At 73.9% G+C, this 18,795-nt stretch carries 14 protein-coding genes; 7 read left to right on the top strand and 7 right to left on the bottom strand.

What is annotated here, in order from left to right:
• Positions 1–221 precede the first annotated feature (221 nt).
• Together DDQ41_RS02080 and DDQ41_RS02075 are read right to left on the bottom strand one after the other, a co-directional pair.
• Entirely contained in the window at positions 222–1,538 is a 1,317-nt protein-coding gene (locus tag DDQ41_RS02080) for a tetratricopeptide repeat protein (RefSeq protein WP_262508330.1), read from the bottom strand.
• Positions 1,535–3,064 carry a DUF4331 domain-containing protein gene (locus tag DDQ41_RS02075; protein WP_109292911.1) on the bottom strand — a complete coding sequence of 510 codons (1,530 nt, stop codon included), beginning with the start codon at positions 3,062–3,064 and terminating at the stop codon, positions 1,535–1,537. Before DDQ41_RS02075 ends, DDQ41_RS02080 begins: the two co-directional genes overlap by 4 nt.
• Before the next feature lie 298 nt (positions 3,065–3,362).
• Here DDQ41_RS02075 and DDQ41_RS02070 point away from each other — a divergent pair, with 298 nt between their 5' ends.
• Complete coding sequence (locus DDQ41_RS02070) at positions 3,363–3,629, top strand: hypothetical protein (RefSeq protein ID WP_174720247.1); 267 nt, start codon at positions 3,363–3,365, stop codon at positions 3,627–3,629.
• 317 nt (positions 3,630–3,946) lie between these two features.
• Here the strand turns inward: DDQ41_RS02070 and DDQ41_RS02065 are convergent, their stop codons facing one another.
• The 3 genes from DDQ41_RS02065 to hmgA form a co-directional block, all read right to left on the bottom strand.
• A complete protein-coding gene (locus DDQ41_RS02065) occupies positions 3,947–5,170 on the bottom strand; it encodes a CaiB/BaiF CoA transferase family protein (protein WP_109292910.1) in 1,224 nt (407 codons plus the stop codon).
• A 127-nt stretch (positions 5,171–5,297) separates the two neighbouring features.
• Complete coding sequence (locus tag DDQ41_RS02060; RefSeq protein WP_109292909.1) at positions 5,298–6,047, bottom strand: GntR family transcriptional regulator; 750 nt, start codon at positions 6,045–6,047, stop codon at positions 5,298–5,300.
• Positions 6,048–6,072: 25 nt separating this feature from the next.
• On the bottom strand, positions 6,073–7,398 hold the full coding sequence (hmgA, locus tag DDQ41_RS02055) for a homogentisate 1,2-dioxygenase (RefSeq protein ID WP_109292908.1): 1,326 nt from the start codon (positions 7,396–7,398) through the stop codon (positions 6,073–6,075).
• Positions 7,399–7,621: 223 nt separating this feature from the next.
• Here hmgA and DDQ41_RS02050 point away from each other — a divergent pair, with 223 nt between their 5' ends.
• The 5 genes from DDQ41_RS02050 to DDQ41_RS02030 all read left to right on the top strand — a co-directional run bounded on the left by DDQ41_RS02050 (position 7,622) and on the right by DDQ41_RS02030 (position 15,711).
• A complete protein-coding gene (locus DDQ41_RS02050) occupies positions 7,622–9,862 on the top strand; it encodes a molybdopterin oxidoreductase family protein (RefSeq protein WP_109292907.1) in 2,241 nt (746 codons plus the stop codon).
• Positions 9,863–10,352: 490 nt separating this feature from the next.
• Positions 10,353–10,694: a hypothetical protein gene (locus DDQ41_RS02045; RefSeq protein WP_394342116.1), complete on the top strand. Its 342-nt coding sequence runs from the start codon at positions 10,353–10,355 to the stop codon at positions 10,692–10,694.
• A 626-nt stretch (positions 10,695–11,320) separates the two neighbouring features.
• Positions 11,321–12,712, top strand: coding sequence for an aldehyde dehydrogenase family protein (locus DDQ41_RS02040; RefSeq protein ID WP_109292905.1), 1,392 nt, complete (start codon positions 11,321–11,323; stop codon positions 12,710–12,712).
• Between the two features lie 17 nt (positions 12,713–12,729).
• A complete protein-coding gene (locus tag DDQ41_RS02035; RefSeq protein WP_109292904.1) occupies positions 12,730–13,812 on the top strand; it encodes a Zn-dependent alcohol dehydrogenase in 1,083 nt (360 codons plus the stop codon).
• Positions 13,813–14,376: 564 nt separating this feature from the next.
• Positions 14,377–15,711 carry an MFS transporter gene (locus tag DDQ41_RS02030; RefSeq protein ID WP_109292903.1) on the top strand — a complete coding sequence of 445 codons (1,335 nt, stop codon included), beginning with the start codon at positions 14,377–14,379 and terminating at the stop codon, positions 15,709–15,711.
• 474 nt (positions 15,712–16,185) lie between these two features.
• Here the strand turns inward: DDQ41_RS02030 and DDQ41_RS02025 are convergent, their stop codons facing one another.
• Positions 16,186–16,863, bottom strand: coding sequence for a TetR/AcrR family transcriptional regulator (locus tag DDQ41_RS02025; RefSeq protein ID WP_109292902.1), 678 nt, complete (start codon positions 16,861–16,863; stop codon positions 16,186–16,188).
• A gap of 519 nt (positions 16,864–17,382) precedes the next feature.
• On the opposite strand from DDQ41_RS02025, the gene DDQ41_RS02020 reads away from it, so the two are divergent.
• Positions 17,383–18,006, top strand: coding sequence for a TetR/AcrR family transcriptional regulator (locus DDQ41_RS02020; RefSeq protein WP_109292901.1), 624 nt, complete (start codon positions 17,383–17,385; stop codon positions 18,004–18,006).
• A 187-nt stretch (positions 18,007–18,193) separates the two neighbouring features.
• Here the strand turns inward: DDQ41_RS02020 and DDQ41_RS02015 are convergent, their stop codons facing one another.
• Positions 18,194–18,655 (bottom strand): MaoC family dehydratase, encoded by a 462-nt coding sequence (locus DDQ41_RS02015; protein WP_109292900.1) that lies wholly within the window; start codon positions 18,653–18,655, stop codon positions 18,194–18,196.
• Positions 18,656–18,795 lie beyond the last annotated feature (140 nt).

The following is an 18,795-nucleotide window of genomic DNA, read 5'->3' as shown; positions in this document are numbered from 1 at the left end:
CCGGCCGGGTGGAGCCGGGCGCGGGGACGCGGGCCAGGCACCCCCGTGCACCGGTGGCCGCCGGTGCCAGGAGCGCGAGCAGTGCCGCGAGGGCGCCGGGGATCGGATCGGTCATCGGGAACCTCCGGGGAAGCCCCCGGCTTCGGGCGGGGGAGGGGCCGGACTCCTGCGGAGCGGGGCGGGGGAGGGCGAATCGCCGCACGGGCGACTCGGCTTCCGGGTCACGTCGCCTCCAGACCGTCGAGCGCGCGGCGCGCCTCGCGTGCGCCGAGGGGGGAGAAGGCGGGATTGAGTGCCAGGGCGCGGGACAGCGAGGAACGCGCGGCGGCCCGCTCGCCCGCGGCGCGTTCGATCATGCCGCGGTGGTAGAGGAAGGACGCGTCCCGGTAGCCCGTCGCGGTCGCCGCCCGCGCATGGGGCAGGGCCTCCTCGGAGCGTCCCGCGCGATGCAGCGCCCAGGCGAGGGCGTCCTCGGTGTGCACGGTGCGGCGGCGCTGCCATTCGGCTCGGGCCGCCCGCAGGGCCTCGGCGCGGTCGCCGTGGTCGGCGGCGGCGAGGGCCGTGTCCAGATCCGGGTTCACCCCGCCCGCCCGGGCGAGGCCGGCCCAGGTGCCGAGCACCTCGTACTGCCGGCGGGCGGGCCCGGGGCTGCCGCTCGCCTCGTAGAGTTCGCCGAGCGCGACCAGCCGCCCCGGCAGCGGGGACCGGTCGACGATCTCCTCGAACTCCGCGACGGCGGCGGCGAGCTGCCCCTTTCCGGTGAGGGCCCGGGCGCGGCACTCGCGGGCCTCCAGATGGTCCGGTTCGGCCTTCAGAGCCTGGCCGCACTGCCGCAGCGCCTCGTCGTAGTCGCCCTGGGACCAGGCGAGCCGGCCGAGGGCCGTCGCCGTGTAGGCGATGTCGGCCCGGCTGCTCGCCGAGTTCCGCGCCAGCTCCAGCACCCGCCGGGCCTCCTCGGTGTCCCCGCGCAGTTCCCTTACGTAGGCGAGCCGGGTGAACACCGGAATGCCCGGGCGGCGGGCGTCCGCCCGGCGCGCCGCGTCCAACGCCGCCGGGTAGCGGCCGAGTTCGACGAGTGCGTCGATCCGTACGGCGAGACCGTGCTCGCTGTACGGGTTGACCGCCAGCGCCCGGTCGGCGTCCCGGAGCGCCGCGGGGAAGTCGTGCCGTGCCGCCGCCAGGGCTGCCCGGCCGGCGAGCGCGTCGGCGTTGCCGTCGGGCCGCAGCCGCAGCGACCGGGCGAACGCCTCGGCGGCCTGCGGGTACCGCGACGGATCGCCGCCGCCCCGGGCCTCCTCGACGTACGCCGTGCCGAGCGCCGCCCAGGCGCCCGCGTCCTCGGGCTGCGCCTTCAGCCGGGCCTGGAGGGCGCGCACCCCGTGCCCGGGATCCGCACCGAGGACCAGCGCCCCCGCGGCGGCCGGAGTCGCGGGCACCTCGTCCGGGCCGCCCAGCACCGCTCCCGCGGCGGTGAGCGCGAACGCGAGTCCCACGACACCGGCTCCCAGGCGCCATCCGGACCGTGCGGTCCGCGTCATGACCACCTGCCGCGCCGCCGGGTCCGCCACCACACGAGGCCGAGTACGGCGAGCACGGCGCCCGCGCCCCCGGCGCCCGCCGAGACCATCAGCACCGTGCGGTCGTCCGCGGCACTGCCGGAGGTCAGCTCCGCGGCGCCGTCGAGCTGGGCGCGGTTGCCGCCGGCCTCGGCCAGCGGGCCGTCCGAGCCCGATGCCGGCAGTGCCACGTAGGGGAAGGCCTTCTCGAACTCCACGTCGTTCTTGTCCACGGCGTCGCCCAGGTCGTTCTTCTTGCCCAGGAGTTCGCCCTCGACGACCTGGAGCGCGATGTCCAGGACGTCGTCGGTCAGCCGGCGTCCGTTCGGGAAGCCCGCGTTGTCGCCGTCCAGCACGCCCAGCCGCTTCGGCGCCTCCGTGGGCGGTACGGCCGTGTTCAGCCGCAGCGCCTCGGCCGGCCGCACCTGCGGCGGCTGGTTGAGGTCCTTCACCCCGGTGAGGAACACGGAGACCAGGTCGTCGCGCGGCTCCTCGGGGGCTTCGATCTTGAAGATGCCCTCGATGAGCTTGGGCAGCTCCGGGTTGGTGACGGACTTGAGGAAGTCCGCGTCGTTCAGCGGGTGGGAGGCGTTGAACTTGTCCTTGTCCTTGAGCGGGATGACGACCTCGTTCACCAGCGGCATGCCCAGCCGGGAGACCTGCGTCCAGTCCCCGCCCGCGGTCTTGCGGTGCGTGGTCGTCCAGATCCCGACCACGGGCTGGCCCACCGACTGCCGGATGTGCTCGGAGGGCACCTGCAGGGCGATGCTGTTGACGTTGTAGCCCTTCAGGGTGTCGCGCCCGACCTCGGAGAGGTCGCCTCCGTACAGCAGGTCGAACACCCGCAGGTCGAGGAAGAACGGGTCGTCGGCCTGGCCGGCGAAGACGGTGCTGCCGTCCTTCAGCTTGCGTACGGCCTCCTTCCGGAGCCCCGCGTAGTCCGGCATGGACGCCTTGCCCACGTTCGACGGGGCGACCGGCACATCGTTCGCGATCTTCGTGGTGGAGGCCACGCGGTGGCCCCGCAGCCGTATCAGCTCCAGGTCGTAGGTCTGGGTGATGTTGAGGTCCGGGTCGTCCAGGCTGGTCACCGGGCCGGTGTTGAACAGGAACGTGTCGCCGTTCTTGACCTGGTCGTGGAACGTCCAGCGGTAGAGCAGGTCTGCCTGGGCGTCGCCGTCCGAGTCGATGTTGATGTCGTAGCGGGCGTCGTTCGCGAAGCGGTAGAAGTTCGGTCCGCCCGCCGGCTCCTCGAACGGCAGCCAGTTCGCGATGATCGTCGTGGTGTCCGGCCGGTCGGGGCTCACGAACGCGTACACGTCCGTCGTGTCGTACTGCGGCTGCCCGGAGATCAGCGGAGCCTCGCGGTGGCTGGACGCGCTGGCGGCGCCCGGCGCGAGCGCGGAGCCCACTCCGGCGGCCGCGAGCCCCCCTGCCGCCAGCGCACCACACACGAGCGCGGTGAGACTCCTGCGCCCCTGTGTGCTCCTGATGAGATGAGAGAACATGTCTCGGTCCCGTCCTGTCGTGGACTCTCGTCGACTGCTTGGACTGCTCGGGCTGCTCGGACTGCCGTGAACGAGGCGGTCCCCGCTGCCCGGTGACAGGTGTTCGGGGCTGCCGGGCCGAAGGTTTGGTCGACTTTTGCAAGTGTCCAACTCGCCCTGGAATAGGGTGTATTGACGTGGAGTTCGTCAACCCCCGTACATGTGTGCTGAATCGCTCAGGCGGGATACACGGGTGTGAGGCCGGGGCGATAGGGTTAATCTGCCCGGGCCGGGTGCCCTCGTACGGGTGGGGAGTGACATGGAACAGATAACGATGCGCAGCAGGGCGCGGGTCCCTGCGGTCACCTGCGGGACGAGTGCGACCAGCTCGCGTCTCGACCGCCACCTCGCGGTGCTCGGCGGGCCTGCCGTGCCGCAGCGCGAGGCGGCCGAGGCGACGTCCCTGATGCGTGAGCTGACCACGCGCGACGTCGCACACAGCCACGGCAGCAGGAGCGCGCGGGTCTCGCTCTTCGCGCCGCTCCGCCGGCTGCGCCGCTCGCTGTTCGGCAGCCGAGGCCTCTGACCGGCGGGGTGGCCGGCCGGCGGCCCGGGCACGCGTGACCGTTCACGCGCACCCGTCCCCCTCGCTCCCGTCCGGTCACCGCAGGCCCGACCACCCCGCCGAGTCCCGGCTCGCTTCGCACGTCCGCGCCCCGGTCCCCACCGGCGGCCGCACGGACGCCACCGGCTGCGGTACGCCCCGCACCGGCCCAGGTGTCACCGGCCCGTACCCCGGTGCCACCGGCCGGGCCGCCGCGTACCGTTCGGAGCCTCCGGTCCCCCGTACCCGCCCTGGCGACACGAGATGCCCGCCCTGGTCACACGAGATGCCCACTCTGGTCACACGAGATGCCCGCCGCGCCCGTGCTCCGTCGGCACCACCCCGTCCCGGTGCAGCTCGGCGACCTCCGCCGCGGTCAGTCCCGCCTCGCGCAGCAGGGCGTCGCTGTGCTCGCCGAGCGCAGGCACCGCGCCCATGCCCGGCTCCGGCCCGTCCGGGAAGGTGATCGGCGGCAGCATCGCCCGCAGCGGCCCGGCGGGCGTGACCACGTCCCGCCAGCGGTCCCGGGCCGCCAGCTGAGGATGGGCCGCCAGATCCGCCACGCTGTTCAGCCGGGCGCAGGCGATGCCCGCCTCCTCCAGTGCCGCCACCGCCCCGGGGGTGTCCAGCCGGGCCAGCGCCCTGGCGACCACCGCGTCCGTCCTGCCGCGGTTCGCCGTCCGCGCCTTGTTGGTGGCGAAGGCCGGGTCCTCGGCCAGCTCGGGCCGGCCGAGCACCCGCTCGGCCAGCCGCTGCCACTCCCGGTCGTTCTGCACCGACAGCAGCACCTGGCCCCCGTCGGCCGTCGGGTACGCGTCGTAGGGCGCGATGACCGCGTGCGCCAGACCCGTGCGCTCCGGGGCCTCGCCCCCGTGCATCCCGTGGTGCAGGGGGTGCCCCATCCACTCCGCGAGCGACTCCAGCATCGAGATCTCCACCGGGCCGCCGCGCCCGGTGGCGCCCCGCCGCAGCAGGGCCGCCAGCACCCCCGAGAAGGCGTACATCGCCGCGGCTACGTCCGCCGCCGGGATGCCCGCCTTGACCGGCCGCTCGGCGGTGCCCGTGACGGACACCAGTCCCGCCTCGCACTGGACGAGCATGTCGTAGGCCCGTTTGTGGGCGTACGGGCCGTCCGCCCCGTACCCGGAGATGTCCACGGCGACGAGCCGCGGGTGCGCGGCACAGAGCGTGGCGGCGTCCAGTCCGAGCCGGGCGGCCGCGCCCCGGGCGAGGTTCTGGACGAAGACGTCGGCCCGCCCGACCAGCCTGCGTACCGCGGCCAGGCCACGGGAGTCCTTGAGGTCCACCGCGAGGGACTCCTTGCCGCGGTTGCACCAGACGAAGTGCGAGGCGAGCCCGCCGGCCGCCGTGTCGTAGCCGCGGGCGAAGTCGCCGCCGTCGGGCCGCTCCACCTTGATCACACGAGCGCCGAGGTCGGCGAGCTGACGGGTCGCGAACGGAGCCGACACGGCCTGTTCGACGGAGACGACGGTGATGCCTTCCAGGGGCAGCGGCTGGCTCATGAAAGCCGTTGATACCGTGCGGCCGCCACCCGTGTCACCCCGGTGGGGGCGGTGGGGGACCCCCGGCGGGTGCGAGACCCTTCCGCACCCGCGCCGCCCGCGCCGCCCGCGCCGCTCTCCTGGCCGCTCACTCGGCTTCGACGGTCACGGAGAACGAGAACCGGTCGCCCCGGTACCGGATCCGCGCCACGTCCACCACCCGCCCCTCCGCGTCGTACGTCACTCCGGTGTAGTGGAGGATCGGCGACAGCAGGGGCACCCGAAGCAGCTCCGCCGTCTCCGGGTCGGCCAGCCGGGCCTCCACCGTGTCCGTGATGCGGCTGATCCGCACCCCGACGGCGTCGCGCAACACCTTGGTCATCGGCCACCGCTCCAGGTCCGCCACGTCCAGCCGGGCGGCGACGTCGGGCCGGACCGCGTTCTCCGCCCAGTTGGTGGGCTCCCCGCTGTCGCCGTCGCACCGCAGCCTGCGGTACGTGACGACCTGCTCGCCGTCCGGGAAGTACTCGGCGAGTTCGCCCGGCACGGGTTCCGCGGCGTGGCCGAGGACCGTCGTCCGCTCGCCGGACTGCTGGGCCACGATCGCGTCGATCGAGCCCAGCAGCCGCCGGGGCGCACCGCGCCGGGCACCCGGCTCGATGAAGGTGCCGCGCCGCCGGTGCCGGCTGATCAGGCCCTCCGACTCCAGCTCCTTGAGCGCCTGCCGCATGGTCAGCACGCTCACCCCGTAGTGCTCCGCCAGCTGTTCCTCGGTCGGCAGGCGCAGCGGGTCGTGCGGTCTGCGCCCGAGTATGGAGGCACGCAGCGACTGCGAGACCTGGTACCAGAGCGGCAGCTTGCGGTTCAGGACGAGCGAGTCGGGGGCGAAGGCGGTCACGGCACACTCCGTATCAGATCCGGCCTCAGGACCGGAAGTGGCGCTCCAGACCCTGCCACACGTCGTCGTACCCGCTCTGCAGGTGGTCGGCGTTCGCAGCCTGGGCCGTGGCGGTCACCGGCCAGCGGGTCTCGAACATGAACGCCAGCCCGTCGTCGACCTTCTGCGGCCTGAGTTCGGCGGCGCTCGCCCGGTCGAAGGTCTCCCGGTCGGGTCCGTGCGCGGACATCATGTTGTGCAGCGAGCCGCCGCCGGGGACGAAGCCGCCCCTGCCGGCGGCCTTCGCGTCGTAGGCGCCCTCGATGAGGCCCATGTACTCGCTCATCACGTTGCGGTGGAAGTACGGCGGCCGGAAGGTGTCCTCGCCGACCAGCCAGCGCGGCGCGAACACCACGAAGTCGACACCGGCGAGCCCCGGGGTGTCGCTGGGCGAGGTGAGCACGGTGAAGATCGACGGGTCGGGGTGGTCGTACGAGACGGTCCCCATCACGTTGAACGCCCGCAGGTCGTAGACGTACGGCAGATGGCTGCCGTGCCAGGCGACGACATCGAGCGGCGAGTGGTCGTGGACGGCGGTCCACAGGTTGCCGCAGAACTTGTTCACCACCTCGACATCGCCCTCGACGTCCTCGTACGCCGCGACCGGGAACCGGAAGTCCCTGGGGTTGGCCAGCCCGTTGGCCCCGATCGGGCCCAGCTCGGGCAGGGTGAAGGGCTGTCCGTAGTTCTCGCAGACATAGCCGCGGACGGTGTCGTCGAGCAGTTCGACCCGGAAGCGCACGCCGCGGGGGACCAGCGCGACCTCGCCGGGCCGGACGGACAGCAGTCCCAGCTCCGTGCGCAGCAGCACGCCGCCGCGCTCGGGCACGATCAGCAGCTCGCCGTCCGCGTTGCCGAACACCCGCTCCATCGAGGCGTCGGCGTGGTAGAGGTGGACCGCCATGCCCGTGCGCTGGGCGGCGTCGCCGTTCCCCCCGAGGGTCCACAGACCGGACAGCCAGTCCGTGCCGGGCGCGGGCTCCGGCAGCGGGTCCCAGCGGAGCCGGTTCGGGTCCGGCACGGACTCGGTGAACGGCGCGGTGCGCAGGGCGCCGCTGCCGGCGCGGACGAACGGGGGGTGGGCGGCGGACGGCCGGATGCGGTACAGCCACGAGCGCCGGTTGTGCGCGCGGGGCTCGGTGAACGCGCTGCCGCTCAGCTGCTCCGCGTACAGCCCGAGGGGGGCGCGCTGCGGCGAGTTCCGCCCGAGCGGCAGGGCGCCCGGGACGGCCTCCGAGGCGTGTTCGTTGCCGAATCCGGACAGGTACTCCAGCCGTTCGGCCGCCTTCCTCGCCTGCTCGATACCGCTCATCCGCACTCCCGATGCATCCGTCCAAGGAATCCTATGGAGAACAATAGGAATCCTGGTCCGCCCAGTCAACGGAACCGTCCGGCCGCGTGGCGCGCGCTCCGGCCGGGGTGCGCGGAAACACCCCCTCCACAACGTGCGTACCGGTCGGTATGCTCTCCGTGCCCGTGCCCGTGCCCGTGCCCGTGCCCGTGCCCCTGCGCTGCCGTCCCCGGGGAGGACCCCCATGCCAGGAACCGACACCACCCGCACCGCCCTGCGCATCTGCCCGCTGTGCGAGGCCACCTGCCGACTGGCCCTGACCGTCGAACGCGACGGGGCCGGGGAACGGGTCGGCACCGTCCGCGGTGACCGGTCCGACGTCTTCAGCGGCGGGTTCATCTGCCCCAAGGGCGCCACCTTCGGCGAACTCGACTCCGACCCCGACCGGCTGCGGACCCCGCTCGTACGCGACGAGCACGGCGAACTGCGCGAGGCGGGCTGGGACGAGGCGTTCGACGTCATCGCCGCCCGGATACGCCCGCTGATCGAGAAGCACGGGCCGGACGCGGTGGGCGTCGTCCTCGGCAACCCCAACGTCCACACCATGGCCGGCGGGCTCTATCCGCCCGTGCTGCTGTCCACGCTCCGCACCCGCAACGTCTTCACGGCCAGCACCCTCGACCAGATGCCCAAGCACGTCTCCAGCGGACTGCTCTTCGGTAACGCCCTCGCGATACCCGTACCGGACCTCGACCGCACCGACCATCTGCTGCTCCTCGGCGCCAACCCCCTGGAGTCCAACGGCAGCCTGTGCACCGCGCCCGACTTCCCGGGCCGGCTCAAGGCGCTGCGCCGCCGCGGCGGCCGGCTCACCGTGGTGGACCCGCGCCGCACCCGCACCGCGCGGCTCGCCGACCGGCACGTGGCCATCCGCCCCGGTACGGACGCACTGCTGCTCGCCGCCCTGGTCCATGTGCTGTTCGACGAAGACCTCACCGACCCCGGCCCGCTCGCCGGACGGATCGAGGGCGTGGACGGAATACGCGAGGCGGTACGGGACTTCACCCCCGAGGCCGCCGCCGCGGCCTGCGACATGGACGCGGACGTCATCCGGACCATCGCGCGCGAACTGGCCTCCGCACCGACCGCCGCCGTCTACGGCCGCATCGGCAGCTGCACCGTCGAGCACGGCACCCTCGCCAGCTGGCTCGTCGACGTCCTCAACATCCTCACCGGAAACCTCGACCGGCCCGGCGGGGCCCTGTTCCCGCTCGCCGCACACGACCGCGCACCCCGGCCCGCCGCCGAACCGGCCCCGCCCGGCAGGGGCTTCGCCCTCGGCCGCTGGGCCAGCAGGGTCGCCGGGCATCCCGAGGCCAAGGGCGAACTGCCCATCGCCGCACTCGCCGAGGAGATCGAGACACCGGGCGAGGGCCGCATCCGCGCCGTCGTCACCATCGCCGCCAACCCGGTGCTGTCCGCCCCGGACGGCGACCGGCTGGACCGGGCGCTCGGCGGGCTCGACCTCATGGTCAGCGTCGACCCCTATCTGAACGAGACCTCGCGCCACGCCGACGTCGTCCTGCCCCCGCCGCCACCGTCCCGCAGCGGGCACTACGACTTCTCCTTCAACGGACTCGCCGTCCGCAACCAGGTCCGCTACACCCCTCCCGCCATCCCGCTCGACGAGGGCGCACTGGACGAGTGCGAGATCCACGCCCGGCTGATCCTGGCCGTCGGCGGTATGCACGGCGCCGAACCGTCCGCGGTCGACGACACGGTCGTCTCGAACTCCCTCGCCCGGGCAGTCGCCGACCCCCTCTCGCCGGTGCACGGCCAGGACGCCGGGGAACTCGCCGCCCGGCTGACCGGCCGGAGCGGCCCCGAGCGGCGGCTCGACATGATGCTGCGCCTCGGCCCGTACGAGCTGACCCTGGACGATCTGCTCGCCCGACCGCACGGCATCGACCTCGGGCCGCTGCGTCCCCGGCTGGAGCAGGTGCTCAGGACCCGAAGCGGACGCGTGGAACTGCTGCCCGGCCCGATCGCCGCGGACCTGCCGCGGCTGCGGAGGGCACTCGGGGCGCGGGGCGGCGGGCTGGTGCTCGTCGGCCGCCGCCATCTGCGGTCCAACAACAGCTGGATGCACAACATCCCGGCCCTCCAGGGCGGCTCGAACCGCTGCACCCTCCAGGTCCACCCCCGCGACGCCGCCCGGCTGGGGCTCGCGGACGGCGGCCTCGCCCGCGTCAAGGCGGCCGGGGGAGAGGTGGAGGTCCCGGTCGAGATCACCGACGATGTACGCCCCGGGGTGGTGAGCCTCCCGCACGGCTGGGGGCACGACCGCCCGGGCACCCGGACGAGGGTGGCGGCGGCCCGTCCGGGGGTCAACGTCAACCAGCTGCTCGACGGCTCGCTGCTCGACCCGCTCTCCGGCACCGCCGTGCTCAACGGGTTCGCCGTGGAGGTGGGGCCGGCCGGCTGAGGCCGCCCGCCTCACCGTTCCGCTACTCCCTCCGCTACTCCCTCCGCCAGCTCCCGCGCGCCTCCCGCCCCGCGTGCCTCCCGCCCCGGTCGCCTTTGCCTTCGTCGCCTCCCGTCCCGCGCCTCCCTGCCCCGTGGCCGTCGCTCCCGTCCCGCGCGCCTCCCCGCCTCGTCTCCTTCTGCCTCTTCCCGGCCCCCTCTGGCTCCTCCCGTCCGCTGCTCCAGCGCCTCGCTCACCGCCGAGTTCCCTGCCCAGGCGGCCGCGGAGACGACGCTGGTCGCTGCGCCGTTCATCCCGGGCCAGGCCGGCGTACCGAACGGCCCGGCCCGGGAGCCTCCCCGCTCAGGGGGCCGGAAGGAGCGGGCCGCGGCTCCGCGGACGGACCGGGCCCGTGGTCCCGGCGCTACCGCGATGAACACCCGGAGGGTCCGCTGCGTACTGATGGGCACCCGGGAACTCGAGCGTCTGTGCCTCAACGACAGGAGCGGCAATGACTGATGGTGACGGGCCGACCATGAGGGGGCTCGCCGACGGCGGTGCCGAACTCGCCGTGGTGCTCAGGCTGCGGTGGGACGACGTGGCGGCGCTCGGCCGCGAGGCGAGCCGTCTCGCGGAGCAGCGCGGGGCGCCGGTGACTCTCGACGAGGCGGCCAGCCACCGGCTGCGTACCTGGTCGTCGGTGTCCAAGTCCCAGGAGGAGAAGGGCCAGCCGGCCGCGATCAGCGGGGGCCAGCCGGCGGACCGCGCCCGCTCGCAGGTCGCGTCCATCTCGCCGCCGACCGTCCGCCCGCCGCAGTCCTCCCCGACGGCGCTCGGCCAGACCCCGGCCTGAGCGCCCCCGCGGGTGCGGGACCCCCCACCCTCGCGCCTGCGGGCCCGGACGCCGGACGGGCCAGGGGATGACGCGTCCGGCGTCCGGAGACACGGTCCGGCGCTGGCGGCAGGCCTGCTCCGGCCGCCGTCGCGACCTTCGGCCGGTGTCCACCTGTCGCGGCCGGAATATGCGGTCGGCCCGCGCCGGCCCCTGTGCCGGCTTTCCGCACGGGCCCCTGTGCCGGGACGTACCGGTGACGGCGGGGACCTCCCGGGCACGCCAGACGAGAGCGCCACCCGAGAGCCGGTGCCACCCGAGAGCCGTTGCCTGCCGGTGCCGTCCGCCGGTGCCGCCGGATGTGCCTGCCGGCGCCGTCCGTCAGCGCCGCCGGATGCGCACCATCTGTGCGCACCATCTGTGCGCGCCATATGTGTGCACCACCGTGCACGCCACCCGTGCACCGTCCGTCAGCGCCGCCGGACGCGCCGCGCCCATTGAGCCCCGCCACCCGCACTCCACCCGTGACCCCCGTCCGCGCCGTGCGGCAGAATCGCAGCGACCCGCACCCTCCGGCTCTGGCGCCGAAAAACTAACACCGCTAGTTTGGGTTGCGGTCCCCCTTGCCACGCCCGAAGGAGCAGCGGATGAAGGCCTACGACGGGATGTACATCGGCGGCATGTGGCGTCCCGCCACAGGCACCGGCACCATCGCGGTGGTCAATCCCGCCGACGAGCAGGTCATCGCCCAGGTGCCGGCCGGGTCCCCGGAGGACGTCGACGCCGCGGTGCGCGCCGCCCGGGACGCCTTCCCGCGCTGGGCCGCCACCGCGCCCGGTGACCGTGCCGCGCGCATCGCCGCGCTCCGCGACGTGCTCGCGGCCCGCAAGGGCGAGATCGCCGGGACGGTCACCGCCGAACTCGGTGCCCCGCCCAGACTCGCCGAGACCGTCCACGCCGGACTGCCGGTCCTCGTCGCCGGCTCGTACGCCGAACTGGCCGCCTCCTATGCTTTCGAGGAGACCGTCGGCAACTCCACCGTGCTGCACGAGCCGGTCGGTGTCGTCGGTGCCATCACCCCGTGGAACTATCCCCTCCACCAGATCGTGGCCAAGGTCGCCCCCGCCCTCGCCGCAGGCTGCACGGTGGTGCTCAAGCCCGCGGAGGACACCCCGCTCACCGCCCGGCTGTTCGCCGAGGCCGTCCATGAGTCGGGGCTCCCCGACGGGGTGTTCAACCTCGTCACCGGTCTCGGCCCGGTCGCCGGTCAGGCCCTCGCCGAGCACCCCGGCGTGGACCTGGTCTCCTTCACCGGCTCCACCGCCGTCGGCCGCCGCATCGGTGCGACCGCCGGGGGCGCGGTCAAGCGAGTGGCCCTGGAGCTCGGCGGCAAGTCCGCCAACGTGATCCTCCCGGGGGCCGATCTGAGCCGAGCCGTGAACGCAGGGATCGCCAACGTCATGTCCAACTCGGGCCAGACGTGCAGTGCCTGGACCCGCATGCTGGTGCACCGGGACCGGTACGAGGAGGCCGTGGCGCTCGCCGCGGAGGCCGTCGCCAAGTACGTTCCCGGCGACCGCCTCGGCCCGCTCGTCAGTGCCCGGCAGCGGGACCGGGTCCGCGGTTACATCGAGCAGGGCGTCGCCGAGGGGGCCCGGCTCGTCGCCGGAGGTCCCGAATCCCCGTGCGCGACGGGCTACTACGTCTCACCGACGGTCTTCGCCGACGTCACCCCCGAGATGACCATCGCCCAGGAGGAGATCTTCGGGCCGGTCGTCTCGCTCATGAGGTACGAGGACGAGGACGACGCCCTGCGGATCGCCAACGGCACCGTCTACGGGCTCGCGGGAGCCGTGTGGGGGGACCACGACGAGGCCGTCGCCTTCGCACGCCGGATGGACACCGGACAGGTCGACGTCAACGGCGGCCGCTTCAACCCGCTGGCCCCCTTCGGCGGGTACAAGCAGTCGGGCGTGGGCCGCGAACTGGGCGCGCACGGCCTCGCCGAGTACCTGCACACCAAGTCCCTCCAGTTCTGAACCGGGAGCAAACCACCGTGGTCCGCGCCGCAGTCCTGCCCGCCGTCGGCTCCCCTCTGGAGATCACCCGTATCGAGCTTCCCGAGCCAGGTCCCGGCCGGGTGCGGGTCCGCCTCGCGGCGGCCGGGGTGTGCCACTCCGACCTGTCCCTGTCCAACGGCACGATGCAGGTGCCGGTGCCCGCCGTCCTCGGCCACGAGGGCGCGGGCACCGTGGTGTCCGTCGGCGAGGGCGTCACCCGTGTCGCTCCGGGCGACAGGGTGGTGCTCAACTGGGCCCCGTCCTGCGGGCACTGCCACCACTGCTCCATCGGCGAGGTGTGGCTCTGCGCCGGTGCGCTCAGGGGCGCCGGTGCCGTCCACGCCGTCACCGGGGACGGCACCCCGCTCCATCCGGGACTGAACGTGGCCGCCTTCGCCGAGGAGACCGTCGTCGCGGCGAACTGCGTGCTGCCGCTGCCGGAGGGGGTGCCGCTGGCCGAGGCCGCCCTGCTCGGGTGCGCGGTCCTCACCGGCTACGGCGCGATCCACCACTCGGCCCGGGTCCGTGAGGGGGAGACCGTGGTCGTCCTGGGCGTCGGCGGAGTCGGGCTCGCCACCCTCCAGGCGGCCCGGATCGCCGGCGCCTCGAGGATCGTCGCCGTGGACGTGTCGCCGGAGAAGGAGGGACTCGCCCGCGCCGCCGGCGCCACCGATTTCGTCGCCGCCTCCGACGGCACCGCCCGCGAGGTCCGCGCCCTGACCGGCGGTCAGGGCGCGGACGTGGCCGTCGAGTGCGTGGGCCGTGCCGTGACGATCCGTACCGCCTGGGACTCGACCAGGCGCGGCGGGCGGACGACGGTGGTCGGCATCGGCGGCAAGGACCAGCGGGTCACCTTCCACGCCCTGGAGCTGTTCCACTGGGGACGTACGCTCTCGGGCTGCGTCTACGGCAACTCCGACCCGGCCCGGGACGTGCCGGTGCTCGCGGAGCACATCCGGGCCGGCCGGCTGGACCTGAGCGCGCTCGTCACCGAGCGGATCGGCCTCGACGGCATCCCGGCCGCCTTCGAGAACATGCTCGCCGGCAAGGGCGGCAGGGCGCTGGTCGTCTTCTCCTAGCCCCATCCTCCGCACATGGGGGAAGAGGTCGATTGCGGCCGGCGGCGAGGACAACATCTCACGATGTGGACGCCACGCCGGAGGGTGAAACCAGCCCACAGCTGGGCGAGTGGTGCATTCGATCTTCACTCGTCCGAGTTTCGTGCGGAGGACGGGCCTAGCCCGCGCTGCGGGACCGCCGCCCCGGCGCGCGTACCGTGTCGGGCCGGTGGCCGGTGGCCGGTAGTCGAGGGCCGGTGGTCGATAGTCGATGGCCGGTGGTCGAGGTCGCTGTGGCGCCCGGCGGCAGGCAGGGCACGGCGGCGCGCGCACCGCGTCGGGGAGCGGTCGTCCCCGCCCCGGAGGAGAAGGCCGCTTCGAAGCCCTGCCGGGAGCCCCGGTGGAGCCAGGCCGCGCCGGCGGGCGGACGCGTGGGTTCCACAGGCCCGGCCCGGCGCGGCCCTCGCGCTACTGACGGGTGGTGATCGAGCGAAAAGTCCTGTCGCGCGACCCGTTGACCTCCATACCATCCGGTCGGTACGGTCCCCGCACCTTCGTCCCCCGCACCCACCGGAGTGTGCACGCATGGACACGGCACCCCCTTCCCCGCTCGCCGGCAATCCCCGGTCGACCGCTCCCGACGACCGGCACCGCCGGCGGGTGGCCGGCGCCGCCGCCCTGGCCTCGGCCGTCGAGTGGTACGACTACTTCGTCTTCGGCATCGCCGCCGCGCTGGTGCTGGGCGACCTCTACTTCCCCGCGGGCAGCGCCACGGCCGGAGTCCTCGCCGCCTTCGCGACCTTCGCCGTCGGCTTCCTCGCGCGCCCCGTGGGCGGGATCATCGCAGGGCACCTCGGCGACAAGCGCGGCCGAAAGCCGATGCTGGTCCTCGCCCTCACCCTCATGGGCCTCGCCACCACCGGCATCGGCCTGCTGCCGACGTACGAGTCCATCGGCGTCGCCGCACCGCTGCTCCTCGTGCTGCTCCGGGTGATGCAGGGGCTGGCCGTCGGCGCCCAGTGGGGCGGCGCGATGCTCATGGCCACCGAGTACGCGCCGGAGGGCAAGCGCGGGCTGTACGGCAGCCTCGTCCAACTCGGCGTACCCATCGGCGTGGTGACCGCCAACACCGTGTTCCTCGCCGCGGGCGCCCTCACCGACGATGCCGCGTTCGCGTCCTGGGGCTGGCGGGTGCCGTTCCTCGTGGGCTTCCTGGTCCTCGGCCTCGCCTGGTACATCCACGCCCGGGTCGAGGAGACCCCCGAGTTCCGCGAGGCCGAACGGACCCTGGCCGAGAAGGAGAAGAGCGAGCCCCGCTCGCCGCTGCGGACCATCCTGCGCCGGCACCTCGGCACCGTCTTCCTCGCCGGCGGATCCTTCGCCGTCAACACCGCGACCTTCTACATCATCATCACCGGCGTGCTGGACTACTCGACGCGGGAACTCGGCATGGAGCGCGAGGCGGTGCTCACCGTCTCCCTGTGCGTCAGCCTCACCCAGCTCGCGCTGATACCGGCCGCCGCGGCCCTCTCCGACCGGGTCGGACGGCTGCGCATCTACGCCGCGGGCGCGATCGGCCTGCTGGCGTGGGCCTTCCCGCTCTTCCTGCTGATCGACACCGCGTCGCTGCTGTGGCTGGCCGTCGGCACCTTCGTCACCAGCTGCTTCCTCAGCATCATGTACGGGCCGCAGGCAGCCCTGTTCGCCGAGCTGTTCACCCCCGAGATGCGCTACACCGGAGCCTCGCTCGGCTACCAGATCGCGGCGGTGTTCGGCGGCGGCCTGGCCCCGTTCGTCATGGTGCTGCTGCTGGAGGCGACGGGCACGTCGATGGCCGTCTCCGCCTACATCACCGTGCTGGCCGTCGTCGCGCTCGGCTCGATTAGGGTCCTGGCGAAGCGGGCCGCCGCCCGGGAGTGACGCACAAGGACCCCGGCCCCGGGAGTCCGCCGCAGCCTCCCTCTCGCCGATCCGGGCCGCCTGGCCTGCGGCGCCGATCCGGGCCGCCTGGCCTGGGTGCCGGGCAGGCGGGAGGGAGCGCCGTCCGCCGCGCGCCCGCGGCTCGGCGGGAACCGCCGCGGCCTCCGGCCCCGTCGGAGCGGTCGAACCGCGGCCGGCGCTGAGAACGACCCCCGCCGTTCCCCACCGTCCCGGGACGCGGTGGGTGGCATCGGCATCGGGCGCGGCTGTCGGGCGGCAAGCAGTGGGAGGCCGTCTCCGAGCACGCACGGCACGGCCTGAGCCGGCACGAGCCGGTCGAGGAACACCTGTCCGGGCGGGTGCGGGCCCGGACGCGGCCCGGCAGCCGACGGGCCCGGCAGCCGACGGGCGGCCGACGGGCGAAGGCGGGCCGGGCGGTACGCGAAGCCCGGCTTCGGGCGGCGGGTCGGCGCTCTACGGGCCGTCCACGCGTGGGTGCCCCGGCCCGCCGGCTCGTACCAACGTCTCGTGCTGCGCCGCCAGGCCGTCCAGCAGGGCCCGCAGACCCGTCTCGAACGCGCCCTCGTCGATCTCCTCCTGGCGTTCCGCGAGGAGATGCGCCTGCCCCAGGTGGGGGTAGTCGCAGGGGTCGTAGGCCGCCTCGTCGTCGACGAAGCCGCGGGCGAACGAACCCAGGGCGGAACCGGTGACGAAGTAGCGCATCAGGGCGCCGATGCGGGTGGCCTGGGCGGGCGGCCAGCCCGCGCGGACCATCGCGCCGAAGACCGCGTCGGCGACCCTCAGCGCGGCCGGGCGGCGCCCCGGGCCGCGGGCCAGGACCGGGACGACGTTGGGGTGTTCGGTCAGGGCCGCCCGGTAGGAGACGGCCCAGTCGTGCAGGGCGGTGCGCCAGTCGCGGGAGTCGGACTCCTCGAACATCGACAGATCGACCTTGGCGCTGACGGCGTCGGCCACGGCCTCGAGGATCTCGTCCTTGTTGCGGAAGTGGTTGTAGAGCGAGGGGCCGCTGACACCGAGTTCCGCGGCAAGGCGGCGGGTGGAGACGGCGCCCAGACCCTCGGAGTCCACCAGCGCGCTCGCCGCCCCGACGATGCGTTCTCTGCTGAGGAGGGGCTTGCGGGGTCGGGCCATGCGGCACATGGTAGGCCCTGCCTGATGCGGCACCGGCAGTGCTGGTCGCGGCGGAGTCCGGAGGCGGCCCCGGGGCCGGGGCGGGTACCGGATTCGGGCCTGTGCGGTGCGGGGTGGGCGGCCGGAGGCCCGCCCGGCGCCCGGCGGGGAGTCACGGGATGTGCTCCGGCGGGCGAGTGGCGCAGCCGGGCCCCGGGATGCCCCGTGCCCCGTGCGTGCCCTGCGTGCTGTGTCCCGTGCCGTGCGCGCTGTGTCCCGTGCCGTGTGTGCCGTGCGCCGCGTACGGGGCGGCAACCGGGGTCCCGTTGCCGCAGCAGCCAGGGTGCGGCAACGGGCAGGACCGGTCCGTCAGGGCGGCAGACGGCCGCGCGGTCCCGCTCCCGCCCGCGGTTCCGCTTCCGTTCCCCCTCCCGCGCGGTTCCCCCGCGGAGGCGGGTTCCGTGCCCTAAGCGCTTGCTCAGGTTCGGGGTATGGTGTTCGTCCCGCACTCACAGGGACGGCGGGCAGAAGGGGTGAGCCATGACTGCGGCGCAGGAAACGACGGCCGACGACGTGCCGTGGGGCGAGGTCGCGCCCGAAGCCGCGCGCAAGCTCCTCGTCGCCGCAGTCGAGGCCTTCGCGGAGCGGGGCTACCACGCGACCACGACCCGGGACATCGCGGGCCGGGCGGGCATGAGCCCGGCCGCCCTCTACATCCACTACAAGACCAAGGAGGAGCTGCTCCACCGGATCAGCCGGATCGGCCACGACAAGGCGCTCGAAGTGCTGTCGGCCGCGTCCGAGGGCGGCGGAGCGCCGGGAGAGCGGCTCGCCGAGGCGGTGCGTTCCTTCGTCCGCTGGCACGCCGGCAGGCACGACACCGCACGCGTGGTGCAGTACGAGCTCGACGCACTGTCCGAGGAGCACCGGGCCGAGATCATGGCGCTGCGCCGGCGCAGCGACGCCGTGGTGCGCGGGATCCTGCGCGACGGCGTGGAGTCGGGCGAGTTCGACGTCCCGGACGTGTCCGGCACCACCCTGGCGGTGCTGTCGCTCTGCATCGACGTGGCGCGCTGGTTCAACGTGCAGGGGCGCAGGACGCCGGAGGAGGTCGGCGAGCTGTACGCCGACCTCGTCCTGCGTATGGTGTCCGCGCGGTCGTAGCGGTCGTAGCGGTCGTAGCGGTCGTAGCGGTGCGGGCGGAGGGTCGGCCGTGCCCGGCCGGTGACCCCGGGCGGCGGCTGTGGGGGAACGGGCGGCTCCTGAGGGCCGGGCGCAGCGGGGCCCGCTCGCGCTTCGGAGCAGGGGATGCGCCCGGCGAACCGGGGGAAGGGCCGGAGGAAGCCTCAGCTCAGAAGAAGTAGCGGGACACCGACTCGGCGACGCACACCGGCTTGCCGCCGCCCTCGCGCTCCACGGTGACCACCGCCGTCACCTGCACACCGCCGCCCACCTCCGCCACGCTGCTGAGGACCGCCGTGGCCCGCAGCCGCGAGCCCACCGGGACCGGGGCGGGGAAGCGGACCTTGTTGGTCCCGTAGTTGATGCCCATCTTCATGCCCTCGACCCGCATGATCCGGGGGACGAGTGCCGGGAGCAGTGAGAGCGTCAGATAGCCGTGTGCGACGGTCGTCCCGAACGGCCCGGAGGCCGCCCGCTCGGGGTCCACATGGATCCACTGGTGGTCGCCCGTGGCCTCGGCGAACAGGTCGATCCGCTTCTGGTCGACCTCCAGCCAGTCGCTGGGCCCCAACTCCTCGCCGACCCCGGCGGCCAGCTCCTCGGCGGACGTGAAGATCCTCGGTTCGGCCATGTCCCTGTCCCTGCCCTTCTCATCCGGATGCTGCACAACGGCTAAGCGACTGCTTAGTCTGACCGGGGTGGGGCTTCCTGTCAACGGAGCACCCGAGGGTTTTTCCCGCGTCACCGCGTCACCGCGTACTGTCGCCTGTC

This window comes from Streptomyces spongiicola (assembly GCF_003122365.1).
Lineage (GTDB): Bacteria > Actinomycetota > Actinomycetes > Streptomycetales > Streptomycetaceae > Streptomyces > Streptomyces spongiicola.
Note: the sequence above shows the minus strand (reverse complement) of the source record. Positions and strands in the feature narration are given on the sequence as shown.